Origin of the sequence: Natronohydrobacter thiooxidans (assembly GCF_001884735.1) — a bacterium.
Taxonomy (GTDB): Bacteria; Pseudomonadota; Alphaproteobacteria; order Rhodobacterales; family Rhodobacteraceae; genus Roseinatronobacter; species Roseinatronobacter thiooxidans_A.
Genome location: NZ_MJAP01000039.1, coordinates 1 through 13,441, shown reverse-complemented (window position 1 = coordinate 13,441; position 13,441 = coordinate 1). Strand labels below are relative to the sequence as shown.

The window sequence follows — 13,441 nt, the reverse complement described above, 5'->3', positions numbered from 1 at the left end:
TGGCCGTATCTGAAAGAATTTTGAGATGACCCAGTCCGACATCAGTTCCGAAAGCGCTGCCCTGCGCGACAAGCGCCGCGCGGCCTGGGCGGGGGTGTTTCTGAATGCGCCGTTGGCAGGCGCAAAGATCATTGTCGGGCTGGTGACACAAAGTCAGGCGCTGGTGGCGGATGGTGTGCATTCGCTGTCGGATCTGATGTCCGACGCCGCTGTGATCTGGGCGCTTGGCCATTCGCACCGCCCACCTGATGCGGATCATCCGTTCGGTCATGGCCGCTTTGAAACGCTGGCCACGCTGGCTATTGCCGCGATGCTGGCGCTTGCAGCAGCGAGCATCCTGATCGACGCGGGTGCGCGGCTCCTCTCCCCGCCCGATGGCGCGCCGGGCCTGCTCGCGCTTTGCGTCGCGGGCCTCTCCATCGCTCTGAAAGAAGCGCTTTATCATTACACCAAAGCCGTGGCGCGGCGCACGGGCTCGGCGATGATGGCCGCAAATGCCTGGCATCACCGCTCGGACGCGGCCACCTCCGTCGTGGCGCTGGCCGGGATCGGCGCGGCCATGCTGGGCGCGCTATGGGCCGATGCGCTGGGGGCTGCGATCATCGCGCTGATGCTCGGGCGCGTGGCCTGGGTCTATGGGCGTCCTGCGATTCATGAACTGGTCGATACCGCGCCCTCCGAGGAGGTCGCGACCCGGATCACCGGGGCGCTGATGGCCACCCCCGGCCTGCGCGACGCCCATGACCTGAGATTGCGCCATATGAGCGGGTCCATTCAGGCGGATGTCCATATCGCGCTTGATCCTGCGATGACCCTTTCCGAAGCCCATCGCCTGAGTGAGGCCGCGCGCGCCAATGTGCTCGCTGCCCTGCCTGAAGTGAACGAGATCATCATCCATCCCGAACCTGACGGCCATGCGGATGGCCCTGCGGCGCATAAGGCCGCCCTGCGCCCGGAGCTTGCGCAAGTGGTGCGCGACTGTCTGGACGGGATCGTGCCCGCTGGGGCAATCCGTCACCTGAGGCTTGATTACCGCGACGAGGGCGTCATTGCCGTGGTCGAACTGCGCGAAACCCCGGTCAGCGGCGCACAGATGCGCATCGCCTTTCGATTGCAGCAGGCCAAGAGCGATCTGTCCGAAATCCGCCTACTCTGGGCGCCTGCGTCGTAAACCTGTCACACTGGCCTGCCATGACGCATCGCATTGCGAAGGATACCCCATGCCCGACCTGATCCTCTTCCAGCCGATCCTGAACCTCTCTGCGGCGCTGCTGTTCGGCGCGATCATCGGCATGGAACGGCAATGGCGGCAACGTCTGGCGGGGCTGCGCACCAATACGCTCGTGGCTCTGGGCGCAGCCAGTTTCGTGCTCTTCTCCGCCGCGTTCCCAGACGAGATCAGCCCGACCCGTGTTTCAGCGCAGATTGTATCGGGCATCGGGTTTCTGGGTGCAGGCATCATCTTCCGCGAAGGGTTCAACGTGCGCGGGCTTAACACGGCAGCGACGCTCTGGTGTGCCGCCGCCATCGGAATGCTTGCGGGCGCGGGCGAGTTCATGCTCGCGGCTTCCGTCACAGGTGCGGTGGTCTTCGTCAATCTGGGCCTGCGCCCGCTCGCCCGCATACTTGACCGCCAGCCGATCCAGACCACGGAACTGACGCGCTACTATGCGGTCGAGATTATCTGCAAAAGCGCGCAGGAAGCCCATGTCCGCGCCCTGATGCTGCAAGGCTTCACCGAAAACGGGCTGCATCTGACCGGGCTGGAGTCCGAGAATATCGAAGATAGTGACCGCGTCGAAGTCACTGCCGAAGTGAATGCCGATAGCACCTCTGACTCCGCGCTTGAACAGATCGTTGGCCGCCTGAGCCTGGAGCCCGCTGTCACTGCCGCCCGCTGGAGCATCCGCGAAACTGGTTTCTCCTGACATATCCCTTCCCAATTTTTGCCCGATTTCACCGCTATTCAACTGTGACAAGTTGGAGGCCGAATGACTGATTTCAGCGCAAATTCAGGATTGCCGCGGGGCTTGGGCACTTGGCTGGGCATGGGAAACCGGGCCTACAAGCTAATGGTGGCCATCGGCTCGCTGATCACAACCATCGTGCTGACACTGGGCAAGCTGATCATCGGCCTGCTGTCGGGCTCGCTCGCGCTGGTCGCGGATGCGATGCAAGGGCTGATCGACATCGTCGTGACCGGCGTCACCGTGGTCGTCGTCAGCCTGTCGGATCGCGGGTCAGACCCTGCCTGGACCTGCGGGCGTGAAAAACTCGAAGCCTTTGCCGCGCTGGCCGAAGCCGTGCTGCTGGGCATCATTGCCGTGTTCATCTGGCATCTGGCGGGGCTGAAACTGGTCCACGGCACGCCGCCGATGCAGATCGAGGCGTGGTATCTGGCCGCAGCCGCCTTCGCAGCCGCTGCCGATTTCATCCGTCACCAGATCGTCAAACGCGCCGCGCGCGCAACGGGCAGCATGGCGCTGGAGGCCAATGCCGCGCATTTCCTGACAGACTCGCTTGGCACTGTTCTGGTTACGCTCGGGTTGATCGGCGCATGGTATGGCCTGCCCGTGGCCGATACACTCGCGGCCTTTGGTGTGGCGGGCTTGCTCAGCTACACATCCTTCACTGTGGGCCGCCGCGCGCTGGGGATGCTGCTCGACCGGATCGATCCGACGGTTTCACTGGCGGTTCTTGACAGCCTGAACAGCATCCCGGAGGTCCGGGACGTCAAGACACTGCGCATCCGGCGCCTGCCAGAACATCATGTCGTCGACCTGGTTGCAGAAGTCGAGGTAGACAGCCTGCGCGACCTGACCAGACTCGACGCTGAAATCGATCACAAGGTATCGGCTCTGCTCGGACAGGTCGAGATATGTGCAGCCCTTCGACCCTTGTCTTTTGTCGAGGGCACCGCCAGGCAGGCGTGATCGCCATGAAACGCTTGCGTTATGCATCGTCTTTGGGGTTCTAAACAACGCGACTGCAGCGTTACAATTCCGCCAGGCCGCAGGTGTTAGAACATCACTGCGTGAGTTTCCGTACCTGTCGAGGACGTAATAGGTTGCTCGGTTTAACCGCGTGTCCGCTTTGAAAAGCATCGCGCCACGGGCTGTCGGTCAACTTTAAGTCCAAAATTGTCGATACTCGAGTTTGAAGGGTTAACCCGCCGCATTGTGACTGGGCACCGATTGGATAGATGAGGAGATACCGTAGCAAGCTCGGCTCGCTCGCAGGTTCCACAGCCAGATTGATCCAAGCGCTGGAGAATGAGCTTGTCAGTCCTGTGCTTGTGGAGAAAGCGCCTCGAGAATGGTGCAATCGCTGACTTTGCCAGTGCGGCATTGCCCGATGATGGCGTCGAGTTCATCGCGCAGTGCCAACAGATCGGCAAGCTTTTCCTCTACAGTGGCCCGATGCTGCCGCGCGATTTCGTCGATGCGATCGCAGGGGGCGTCTTTGTCATCGGCGAGTTGCAGAAACTGGCGGACCTGCTCAAGCGAGAATCCGAGGGCGCGGGCACGTCGGATGAAGCTGAGCCGCGCCAGATGGGAAGGCGCATAGGCCCTGTAATTGGCCGATGTCCGCAGCGGAGGGTCAATCAATCCGATGCGTTCATAGTAACGGATGGTTTCGACCTTGGTCGCGGTCGTGCGGCTCAATTCGCCAATGCGAAGATAGTCAGACATGGTCCTTGACCCTGTAGTTGCTACAGGGGCTATCAATGTCCAAACTTCAGCGAATCACAAGGTCCTGCGCATGAATTTTCGTGAGACAATCCTGGAACTCGCCCTCGATATCGCGCCATGGCTGCTCATGGGGCTTGTCATCGCTGGGTTGATCAAGGCCTTCCTGCCGCAAGATGTCTTGCAGCGCTGGATTGGCGGCGCGGGCTTTGGGGCCATCACTCGTGCCGCGCTTATCGGGGCGCCCCTGCCGCTCTGCTCCTGCGGGGCGATTCCTACGGGCCTTGCACTCCATCGTGCGGGCGCAGGAAAAGGGCCAGTTGCCGCCTTCATGATCTCGACCCCGGGGATCGGAGTGAATTCGATTGCGCTCAGCTATGCGCTGCTTGGGCCTATCATGATGCTGGCGCGCATACTTGGGGCGATTTTCGCGGCAATGGCGACAGGCCTTGTGGTTGCGGGGCAGCGTAGAACTGCTGTGGCACCGACCGAGCCTTCGGCATGCTGCAAAAGCAAATCCTGCGCGGGCGGCGGCGATGCGGTCGCGCCCGACCTGCCGGTTTCCGCACGGCTTCGCGCGGGGATGCGATATGCCTTCGTCGATATGCTCGACGATATTGGTCCGTGGATGCTGGGCGGCCTGGTTGTCGCTGCCCTCATTCTCTCCAGCCTGCCGCCCGAAGTGCTGGCGGGCCTTCTGACAGGTCTGCCGCTGATGCTGCTCATGGCCGTGATTGGCATCCCGATTTACATCTGCGCGTCGGCCGCCACACCCATTGCGGCGGCCATGCTGCTTGCGGGTGTCTCGCCAGGGGCAGTGCTGGTTTTTCTGTTAGCGGGACCCATTACCAGCCTCGCAACCCTGACGATTATCTGGCGCGAGATGGGAAAAGCGACACTCATGCGCTATGGTGCAGGGGTGATCGGGAGCGCGCTTACAGCAGGCCTCGTTCTCGAACAGTTCGTGAGCCTCAGCGGGATCAACATCGCCGCGACTCTGGAGACGTCGCACAGTGTCGTGCCAGCGTGGCTGTCTTGGGCGGCGCTTGGATTTCTGCTCATGGTTGCAGCGCGACCACTACGCCGTGCTGTCTTGCGCCCAGCCTGAACATGTGTCGACGTAGAGTGAGGATGCGTGAGTGGTATTGGCAAGAAACAAGTTGCGGCCGGTTTGCGGCCTCCACGACGGCAATGCTGCATTAACGAAGGCTCATCGGCTGGGTGATGTTAACAGCAGCTTGGCCAGCACCCACAATACTTGATAGCTTCAACACTGCGCAATGTACGATTGGCTGCTTTGGGAACGCCGCGCCGCGCGCATAGTGGTCGTCCAGACCGGCAGCAATGGGCCGATCGCGATGCTAACCTGATCGCTCGGGGCTGGGACGACGCTGCTGTGCCGCAGCTCGACGCGAGGAACCCAAACGCGACAATATCGTTCGGCGGAGGACGAAACGTATTCTGCACGCGCAGCACCGGGCCTTCAGTCATCCGAAATGCTCCCATCTCTGTTGCTACATGAAACCATATCTATCGCCGCCCACCGCGCTCGGCTCGATGCGGCGATGGTTCGTCCGAAAAATGAATCAACCAACTCACTCTTCCCCGCCCTAAGAGCAGGCGCAGGGCGGCGTGGGACCAGGATGAGGAATGCAGCCTCTGGCCATCCTGCTGCGGCGCCAGGCTGGCGATGCTGCGCACACCTTCGACAAGCTCCCGGCCGCGAAGCGACAGCCCCGTCAACTGCGCCGGATTTCAAACTGAGACATTACCCGATCCTCGATCGGATCAAAGCACATCTCTTGCCCGCGACGATTGGAGGTTCTGGGGGCCATGCATAGCGGCAAGCTACCGGGGGTGGCGAAAGCGATGCGGGTCTACTTTGCGGTGTATTCATGTACGGACGCGCCAGCATGTTGCGCAATGTCTTTACCACAACCGGCTGAAGTCAGGTCAGAAAAACGAGATCCGTGTGCCGGTCGGGCCACAAGTGACCGATGCGTCCACAGCGAAGACCTCGCCGATGAGGGATGCGTTCAGCACCTGCGCCGGTGCGCCCTGCGCGATCAGCCGGCCTTCGTGCATTACTGCGATCTCGCTACAGAAGGCGGCGGCCTGGTTGAGGTCGTGCAGCGCCACGACGACGCGCGTGCCCAGCCTTGGCAAGAGCCGCATCAGATCAAGCTGGTGGCGGATGTCGAGATGATTGGTCGGCTCGTCCAGCAGAAGCTCGCGCGGCTCCTGCGCCAGCGCCCTTGCGATCTGGATACGCTGCCGCTCGCCCCCCGACAGGGTTGACCATTGCTGCGCCGCGCGATGCATCATCCCGGTGCGCTCCAGCGCCGAAGCCACCGCCGCCTCGTCGCGTTCGGTCCAAGCGCTCCAGGCTGCGCGTTGTGGCGCGCGCCCCAGCGCCACCACCTCGCGCGCGCTCAGAGCAACCTCGGTCGTCGCCTGTTGCTCGACGACGGCAAGGCGCCTTGCGATCTCGGCACGGCGGATGCGGGTGATCGGTTGCCCGTCCACATAGACCGCCCCGCCGGTGCCACGGCGCAACCCGGCAAGAAGCCGCAGCAGGCTGGACTTTCCCGATCCGTTGGGGCCGACCAGCCCCAGAACCCCTTTCTCGGGCAGAGCAAGCGTGACGTCGCGCACGATCGGGGCACCCCCGGCCGTCCATGAGACATTCTCGGCGCTCAGGGTCATTTGGCCCCCCGCGAACGCCACAAGATGACCCCGAACACGGGTGCGCCGAACAGCGCCGTGATCACCCCGACCGGCAAGACCTGCCCCGGCAGCACAAGGCGCGACAGAACATCGGCCAGCGCCATGAAGACACCGCCTGCCAGCGCAGAGGCCAGTATCAGCCGCCCGTGCGAGGGCCCCACCAGAAACCGCATCGCATGCGGGATGACCAGCCCGACGAAACCGACCGCACCGATGATGCTGACCACCGTCGCGGTCAACATGGCGGTCAGCGCGAACAACTCGATCCGCACGCGCGTCACATCCACCCCGAGCGAGGCCGCCGCATCCTCGCCGAAGGCGAAAGCATCCAGCGCCCTCGCCCGGTAAAGGCAATAGGCCAGCGCAAGCAGCACGACCGGAAAGGCGAGGCCCGCATCAGGCCAGCGGACCCCCCCAAGGCTGCCCAGAAGCCAGAACATGATGCCGCGTGTCTGCTCTGCCGTGGCCGATGAGGTAACGATGAAAGAAGTCGCGGCATTGAACAGTTGCGACCCTGCGATGCCCGCAAGGATGATCCGGTCTGTGCCGCCGCCGGACCCGAAGGCCAGGATGGCGACAAAGGCGAAGGCCAGCGCCGCCCCGGCAAAGGCCCCGGCCGAGACGGTCAGCGCGCCGGCCCCGAGCGACAGCACAATCACCGTCACCGCCCCCGTCGAGGCACCCGCCGAGATGCCCAGCAGATAGGGCTCCGCCAGCGGATTGCGCAGCAGCGCCTGCAACACCACGCCGCAGATGGCCAGCGACGCCCCCGCACAGACCGCAACCGCCGCCCGGCTCAGGCGGTAATGCCAGATGATCCCCTCGCGGATCGGATCCACCGGCAGGTCAAAGCCGAGCAGCCGGTTGGCAAGGGTATTGGCGACCTCATGCGGGGTGACGGCGATTTCGCCGAACATGATCCCGCAGGTGACGGCCGCCAGCAGCGCGGCCGTTCCGATCAACAGAAAGCCGCCCAACCCCAACACGGGGCGCGAGCCCCGTGCCGAGAGCGTCCCGGCAATCACCGGGTCAGCCCCAGTTCACGCAGCCCTTCCACGAGCGTTTCAACACCGTCCACGGCGCGCAGCGTGGGGTTCATCGAATGCGCTGGCATCTCGATCAGGTGACCATTGCGCACAGCATTCAGCTGGCTGGCCACCGGATCGCTTTCGAGAAACGCACGTTTGGCGGCGATATCATCCGCTGGCAGCCTGCGACGGTCCATCGCGCCCAGCACGATCACATCGGGGTTCAGCCCGGCAATGGTTTCCCAGCCGACCAGCGGCCATTCCTGATCCGAAGTGATGACGTTGCGTATGCCCACCACATCCGAAATCCAGGCGGGGGCCCCATAGCGCCCGGCGACATAGGCCTCGCCGTCAATCTGGGGCGACGAGAACCAGTAAAGCACCGTGACATCCTGCGCCTGTAGCTCTTGCGCATGGATCGACGCAGCTTCGACCCGGGCGGAGTTCTGCGCAATCAGGGCGTCGCCTGCGGGCTGGACATCGAAAATCGCGGCCAGTTCCGAAATCTCCTGATTCAGCAGGTCCACGCTCCAGGCCTGCGAACGGGCACCATCGCCGCTGCCGGCACTGAAGTCGCTCTTGGCGCATTCGGCGGGTGACACATAGCTGGCGATCCCGAAATCATCGAATTGCGCGAATGTCCCCACGCGCGCCTGTTCAGGGGCAATATCGTTGACCCATTGCGCCGCCACGAAATCGGGCCGGGTGTTCAGCACCGCCTCGAAGCCCGGCGAATTGTCGGCGAGTCGCGGCAGGGACCGACCCGCCTCTTCCAGCGCCTCTGGCAGGGGGTCCAGCCAGATCGCGGTGCCGACGATGCGATCAGCAATGCCGAGCGAGAGCATGATCTCGGTCGTGCCCTGGCCGATGGAAACGGCTCTTTCCGGCGCGCTCCGGAAGCTGAGCGACCTTTGGCAGTTCGTGATTTCGAGCGGGTATTCCGTCGCCTGCGCGCGGGCATCAGAGACAGTCATGGCCAGCAGGCAGGCCGCGACCACACGACTGCTTTGGCGGAGACCGCAAGACAAGTGAGACATTCAAGCTCCTTTCCCGGACACCCCGTCCGGCGGATATGAGGGTGTCGGCTGCGCCTCATCGCGAAGCCGGAACGGCAGGTCTCCTGACTTGCGACCGTGGTCCCGATACCGCCTTCCCGCATCACCTGATGCAGTGGCTTCGCCCATGACGGCGAACGGATCGGAACGGTCGCTTACAGTTGCGGGGGCAGTCCCGGAATTCGCACCTTGCGGCCACGGCACCGGGTTCCCTTTTCATCCCCAGAGGGGAACCGTTCGCGAGGTCTGTCTCCTATGTGCGGCAGATTGTCAATCTCAAGTTATGACAGGGAAACCCCGAAGATGCTTCGAACCGCGCGATGTGGTGCAGGAGACCCCGAAGCCTTCGTCGATGCTTGGCGCCGTAAGCTGCTGGAACCTGATCGCCCGCCTGAACGCCATTCTGACACCCGCAGCGAAAGACGGCTTCGAACGCTTCACCTTTTTTTTGCAAGTTTTCGCTGCGGTCCGCACGTATGGCTGCTCTGACGGGGCTGCGCCGTGGCATCTCATCAGAGCCGAACGGCAGGAGTGGGCCGAGTCTTTCTCGACCTTGACCCATCCTCCGCATCTGATTTCAACCTCGCAACCAGGTGTTCTCGAACTCGATCCCATCGACATCAGCAAAATGTCTGAGCCTGTCCAGCTCTGCGGCAAGGCCCGCAATGCGCGCTTTGCTCATTTTCACGCCCGCCTCTGGCCAGAAGGCCCGCACGGCCAGTGTCTTGCCGTCGCGCTTGGCGTCGAGCCGCCCGATCAGGCGATCTCCTTGCAGCACTGGAAATACATAGTATCCATATTTCCGTTTCGCTTCGGGCACGAAAATCTCGATCCGGTAGTGAAACCCGAACAGCCGCTCGGCGCGGGCCCGGTCGCGCAAGGCGGGGTCAAATGGCGACAGGATGCGGACCCGTGAGGAAGGGTTGGGCAGGGATATGGCATGATCCAGCGCTTCAGAGATGGTGAAACTGCGCCGCAGAGTACCATCTGCCATGGTGATATCTGCCTCGATGATGCGCCCGCTTGCCAATGCCTCCTTGCACCAGGCTTTTGCCTCATCGCGCGTGGCGATCTCGAAAAACGCCGCCAACTCGCCACTGGTGCCAAATCCGAGCCTGTCCAGCGCCCCGGACATTGCCTGATCGACGATTTCCGCATCCGTCAGGTGCGTGGCCCGATAGTCGCGCGGGATCACCCGCTCGCTCAGATCATAGAATTTGCGGAACCCCTGCCGATGGCTGATTGCAAGCTGGCCCGAGCGCCACAGGAATTCCAGCGCAGTCTTGGAGGGGTGCCAGTCCCACCAGCCCGACGATCCTTTCTGCTCATCTGTGCCGACATCGCGCGAGGATGTTGGCCCGTTATCGGCGACATGTCTGAGCACAGTCTCGATCTCGCCGTCCCAGCCTTCGCGCCGCCATGCTGGCCAGCGCGCGCGCATCCGGGCCTCGTCGCGGGCGAATTTCAGCCGCCAGATCGGGTAAAACGCCATCGGGATGATGGCAGCATCATGGGTCCAATGCTCGAACCCCGTCCGGGTTTGAGCGACAAGATCCATCAGTGCGCGGGGGCGAAACCGCGTCTGGCGCGACCACAGGATCAGATCATGCGCGCGCGCCAGCGTGTTCACGCTGTCAACCTGCACGAAACCCAGTTTGTGCAGCAGTTGTTCAAGGTCGCGCCCCTTGCCTGTCCCGGCTTGCGGGCGCAGCAGAAGGTGCCTGTCGAGAAACAGCCTGCGGGCCGTGCAATTGTCTATAACGGGGACTGCCATCCGGACAGGTTATGCTGCCGGTCTGTCAGGGGCAACATGGCACGATCCGGTCCCGGCAAGTTCCGCGACACGCTGAGCCACAGTTTCGCGGTCAAACTTTGCGGGCAGCTCGATCAGTGCAATCCCCGCCTCGCGCAGGGCCTGCCGCTTGACGGCATCGCTCTTCTCGGCGCGGGCGCGGCTGTCGCGGGAATTCCCGTAATGGCCGCCGCCCTGATATGCGACCACGGCAGCAACATTCAGGTCGGCGTCCAGCACCACGAAATCCGCGCGCTTGGAATTGATGCTCATATAGCGCTTGAAGCTTTTGTTGCGCAGGAAGGCGCCGTAGGAAACCTGACACATCACGCTCCAGCCTGCAGGCAACTCGCCGCGCAGTGTATTGAAGAGCCGCAGTTCCGTCTGGTTCATGAGCGGACGGCGCTCAAACGGCGGCGCGAAGTTGCCTTTGCGCGAGAGCCATGCGGCGATGATCACGAGGAGGAATGAGCCGAGCGCGATCCCCCCAAAGCTCACCGGCGTCATTTCCATATTCATCTCCCTGCCAACCGTGCTGATCGCGCCATGCGCGCATTGGCCCCTGCCGCGGCACTACCACCGCCTGCAGGCGCGGGGCCACGCGTTGCGCCACCTGCACCGGGGCCTGCGGGCGGTACTGGCCCGTGCCGTCCCATAAGTCCAGCCATGCGCGCGGCAGAGAGGGTGCCGAGCGCTGCCATGGGCCCGCTCATGGCCGAGGTCAGCTGAATATTGCCTGTGATCTGGCGCATGATCACGGGGATCAGGAAGATCGCAAAAAAGGCCATGATGATCATCGCGAAAAAAGGGATCGCCTGACCCAGTGTCGCCAGATCGCCGGAATTCACATTGCTGGCCATCTGATCGCTCATCGAGATGATGACCGAGAAGACGGCGGCGATCACGATGGGGTAGAAGGCATAGCTGATGATCCCGCTCAGCCAGTTCTGGAAATAGTCCTTGGTGGCGTTCAGGAGCGACATGGTGATCATGATCGGCGCGATACTGACATAGAAGGTGATCATCAGCTTGGCGAAGACGATCATCAGACCGGCTGCCGCGCCCATGGCGGCGAGGATGATGAAGGCGATTGTCGTGAAGAACGCTCCGCCAACCCAGTTCATCGCGCTGCCGATGTTGTTGGCGGTACGCACTAATTCGGCGATGATCATATCAAATTGTTGCGCGAAGTGGCCCGCTGACCCATCTCCTATACCGCCCGCTGCGCCGACAATCACGCCGGCCAAATGTTCCGACCCGCCGACAATGGCATTGGTCACAGAGTTGAACTCCGCCCAATTGCGCGCAAAAATCCCCACGAGCGCCAGCTTGACCCCCAGCATGACAGCTGTCCGCAGATCGATGGATTTGACCTGCAGCATTGCATTGAGAGCGACGAACACGACGGCCAGGGTTGCCATCGCCATACCAATCGTGCCGACAGAGCCAAGCAAGGCTCCGAAGGCTGTCTCACCTGCAGTGGTAAGGTAGCCTTCGACCGACCCGACGATCCAGGAGACGATCCCCATGCTCAGCGGCTTTGGTCGCGGCAGATGGTGTCAGCTTGGGATACTATCCGGTGATATGCCGCACGGTACGACATCTGCGCGTCGAACATCTCCTGCCTGCCCATCCCGGCATAGCTGCCTTTGAACTCTTCAATGACCTCTCCCCAATCAGGATAGCGCAGTGCGCAGGCGCAATCCTCATGGGCCACGACCGCTTCGGACCAGCGCAAATTATAGATCGCATGCACCATGGCCCGTTCTGCTGTCGTCGCTGGATTCATCTCGACCAGCCAGTCGGGTCGTCCTGGGACGATGCAGCCATTGACCTCGCGGTCGGGCTCGGCGGCGGTGTAGAGCTCGGGCAGGGTCAAGTCGTGTGCCGCGCTGTCCGCAGGTGCGGGCGGCAACTTGTTCGGATCGAGATCACCAAGATCCGGTACGGTCTGCGCGAGGGCGGGCATGGCAAAGGTCAGCGCAAGGCCAAGGAAGGCGTGTTTCATATCCGGGGGTCCTGTTCATCGGGAAGAGCGGGGAAATAGAATTGGGTGATGCCGCGCGCGCCGTCCTTGCGCCCTGCCTGCACGATCACATCGATCGAGCGGGCGATATAGGCGCACATATTGTCATATGTGAGCGGCAGGTTGGATTTGAGCGCGGCGATGGCGAGGCGCGAGATGGCAAGCTGCGGGGTCTCGGCATGGAGCGTGGTGATCGAGCCGCCATGGCCGGTATTGATGGCTTCCAGAAATGTCATGGCCTCGGCCCCGCGCACCTCGCCCACGATCAGCCGGTCAGGGCGCATGCGCAGCGAGGAGGTGAGCAGCGCATCGGTCGAGCGCAGGGGGTTTTCTCGTTCGGAGAGGAGGGTGACAGTGTTGGGCTGGGTGGGCAGAAGCTCGGCGGCTTCCTCGATGGTGATGATCCGCTCATGCGCGGGCACAAAGGAAATCAGCTTGCGCGCAAGTACCGTCTTGCCGGTCGACGTGCCGCCCGCAACGATGAGATTGAGCTTATGCGCGATGCAAAACCGCGCCGCAGCCTCGAGATCACCTGTCGCAACCAGCGCTTTCAACTCCCGCCCCAATGCCGCGCGCTGCGCGCCGAGCGAGATTTCCTTGCCATGGAGGAATTTGAGCTCAATCGCCTCCAGCGGAATGCTCGAGAAAAACCGCATCGAGATGGAATGCCCATGCTCCACCACAGGGGGAGCCACGACCTGATAGCGCACCGCGCGCCCGGCAAACACGACCGATCCCGAAATCACCGGACGACTGCGCCCAAGCGTGCTGTTGCCCGTGGAGGCGATATTGCTTGCCAGATCCCCCATTTCGGTCTGCGAGAGGATCTGGTCAGTTGCGCGCATCATGGCATCGCCTTGCAGCTCAACCCAGACGCGGCCGTCAGGATTGACGCAAAGCTCGACCAGCGCAGGGTCCCTCACAATCGGCCCCAGCCGCTCCATTTCCTGCGCGAAGTAACTGTTGTGCCCGCCATTCGCGCGCGGCGCGATCAGCCCGTCCATCAGAATATCTCCAGATCGCGGTCGACCATCACGGTGACGCGCGCGCCCTGATTGATGGTGATGATGGGCGGCAGGCTCAGATAATCGCTCAGGACCGAGCCCGTGGCATCGCGCAGATCG

General features: G+C 62.6%; 13 protein-coding genes, 1 pseudogene and 1 riboswitch. Of the genes and pseudogenes, 4 read left to right on the top strand and 10 right to left on the bottom strand.

The features are described 5' to 3' along the window. The first annotated feature begins 25 nt into the window (after positions 1–25). The 3 genes from BG457_RS19475 (at position 26) to BG457_RS19465 (ending at position 2,933) form a co-directional block, all read left to right on the top strand. Positions 26–1,171: a cation diffusion facilitator family transporter gene (locus tag BG457_RS19475; RefSeq protein WP_071799529.1), complete on the top strand. Its 1,146-nt coding sequence runs from the start codon at positions 26–28 to the stop codon at positions 1,169–1,171. Between the two features lie 49 nt (positions 1,172–1,220). Further along, positions 1,221–1,928: an MgtC/SapB family protein gene (locus tag BG457_RS19470; RefSeq protein ID WP_217649544.1), complete on the top strand. Its 708-nt coding sequence runs from the start codon at positions 1,221–1,223 to the stop codon at positions 1,926–1,928. A 63-nt stretch (positions 1,929–1,991) separates the two neighbouring features. After that, positions 1,992–2,933, top strand: coding sequence for a cation diffusion facilitator family transporter (locus BG457_RS19465; protein WP_071799528.1), 942 nt, complete (start codon positions 1,992–1,994; stop codon positions 2,931–2,933). 348 nt (positions 2,934–3,281) lie between these two features. On the opposite strand, the gene BG457_RS19460 is transcribed toward BG457_RS19465, so the two are convergent. Then, entirely contained in the window at positions 3,282–3,692 is a 411-nt protein-coding gene (locus BG457_RS19460) for a MerR family transcriptional regulator (RefSeq protein WP_071799527.1), read from the bottom strand. A gap of 70 nt (positions 3,693–3,762) precedes the next feature. On the opposite strand from BG457_RS19460, the gene BG457_RS19455 reads away from it, so the two are divergent. Beyond that, positions 3,763–4,797 (top strand): SO_0444 family Cu/Zn efflux transporter, encoded by a 1,035-nt coding sequence (locus BG457_RS19455; protein WP_071799526.1) that lies wholly within the window; start codon positions 3,763–3,765, stop codon positions 4,795–4,797. Positions 4,798–5,642: 845 nt separating this feature from the next. On the opposite strand, the gene BG457_RS19450 is transcribed toward BG457_RS19455, so the two are convergent. The 9 genes and pseudogenes from BG457_RS19450 to BG457_RS20620 all read right to left on the bottom strand — a co-directional run. Next, positions 5,643–6,395 (bottom strand): ABC transporter ATP-binding protein, encoded by a 753-nt coding sequence (locus tag BG457_RS19450; RefSeq protein WP_071799525.1) that lies wholly within the window; start codon positions 6,393–6,395, stop codon positions 5,643–5,645. Next, a complete protein-coding gene (locus BG457_RS19445) occupies positions 6,392–7,333 on the bottom strand; it encodes a FecCD family ABC transporter permease (protein ID WP_139257890.1) in 942 nt (313 codons plus the stop codon). The genes BG457_RS19450 and BG457_RS19445 overlap by 4 nt, the downstream gene beginning before the upstream one ends. A gap of 104 nt (positions 7,334–7,437) precedes the next feature. Continuing rightward, on the bottom strand, positions 7,438–8,481 hold the full coding sequence (locus BG457_RS19440; RefSeq protein ID WP_071799523.1) for an ABC transporter substrate-binding protein: 1,044 nt from the start codon (positions 8,479–8,481) through the stop codon (positions 7,438–7,440). Between the two features lie 56 nt (positions 8,482–8,537). Next, a riboswitch (cobalamin riboswitch) is annotated at positions 8,538–8,752 on the bottom strand. Between the two features lie 324 nt (positions 8,753–9,076). Further along, entirely contained in the window at positions 9,077–10,273 is a 1,197-nt protein-coding gene (locus BG457_RS19435; protein WP_071799522.1) for a winged helix-turn-helix domain-containing protein, read from the bottom strand. Positions 10,274–10,282: 9 nt separating this feature from the next. Further along, positions 10,283–10,804, bottom strand: coding sequence for a DUF2726 domain-containing protein (locus tag BG457_RS19430; RefSeq protein WP_175546842.1), 522 nt, complete (start codon positions 10,802–10,804; stop codon positions 10,283–10,285). A gap of 2 nt (positions 10,805–10,806) precedes the next feature. Beyond that, entirely contained in the window at positions 10,807–11,820 is a 1,014-nt protein-coding gene (locus BG457_RS19425) for a TrbL/VirB6 family protein (protein ID WP_071799520.1), read from the bottom strand. Between the two features lie 2 nt (positions 11,821–11,822). Continuing rightward, a complete protein-coding gene (locus BG457_RS19420; RefSeq protein WP_071799519.1) occupies positions 11,823–12,299 on the bottom strand; it encodes a hypothetical protein in 477 nt (158 codons plus the stop codon). Continuing rightward, entirely contained in the window at positions 12,296–13,321 is a 1,026-nt protein-coding gene (locus BG457_RS19415; protein ID WP_425434939.1) for an ATPase, T2SS/T4P/T4SS family, read from the bottom strand. Before BG457_RS19415 ends, BG457_RS19420 begins: the two co-directional genes overlap by 4 nt. Next, a pseudogene (locus BG457_RS20620) lies at positions 13,321–13,441 on the bottom strand (TrbI/VirB10 family protein); the annotation flags it as partial. The pseudogene BG457_RS20620 and the gene BG457_RS19415, both read right to left, overlap by 1 nt.

Coding starts and splice junctions, on each gene's coding strand:
- BG457_RS19475 (WP_071799529.1), top strand. CDS start 26: ATGACCCAGTCCGACATCAGTTCCGAAAGCGCTGCCCTGCGCGACAAG.
- BG457_RS19470 (WP_217649544.1), top strand. CDS start 1,221: ATGCCCGACCTGATCCTCTTCCAGCCGATCCTGAACCTCTCTGCGGCG.
- BG457_RS19465 (WP_071799528.1), top strand. CDS start 1,992: ATGACTGATTTCAGCGCAAATTCAGGATTGCCGCGGGGCTTGGGCACT.
- BG457_RS19460 (WP_071799527.1), bottom strand. CDS start 3,692: ATGTCTGACTATCTTCGCATTGGCGAATTGAGCCGCACGACCGCGACC.
- BG457_RS19455 (WP_071799526.1), top strand. CDS start 3,763: ATGAATTTTCGTGAGACAATCCTGGAACTCGCCCTCGATATCGCGCCA.
- BG457_RS19450 (WP_071799525.1), bottom strand. CDS start 6,395: ATGACCCTGAGCGCCGAGAATGTCTCATGGACGGCCGGGGGTGCCCCG.
- BG457_RS19445 (WP_139257890.1), bottom strand. CDS start 7,333: ATGTTCGGCGAAATCGCCGTCACCCCGCATGAGGTCGCCAATACCCTT.
- BG457_RS19440 (WP_071799523.1), bottom strand. CDS start 8,481: ATGTCTCACTTGTCTTGCGGTCTCCGCCAAAGCAGTCGTGTGGTCGCG.
- BG457_RS19435 (WP_071799522.1), bottom strand. CDS start 10,273: ATGGCAGTCCCCGTTATAGACAATTGCACGGCCCGCAGGCTGTTTCTC.
- BG457_RS19430 (WP_175546842.1), bottom strand. CDS start 10,804: ATGGAAATGACGCCGGTGAGCTTTGGGGGGATCGCGCTCGGCTCATTC.
- BG457_RS19425 (WP_071799520.1), bottom strand. CDS start 11,820: ATGGGGATCGTCTCCTGGATCGTCGGGTCGGTCGAAGGCTACCTTACC.
- BG457_RS19420 (WP_071799519.1), bottom strand. CDS start 12,299: ATGAAACACGCCTTCCTTGGCCTTGCGCTGACCTTTGCCATGCCCGCC.
- BG457_RS19415 (WP_425434939.1), bottom strand. CDS start 13,321: ATGGACGGGCTGATCGCGCCGCGCGCGAATGGCGGGCACAACAGTTAC.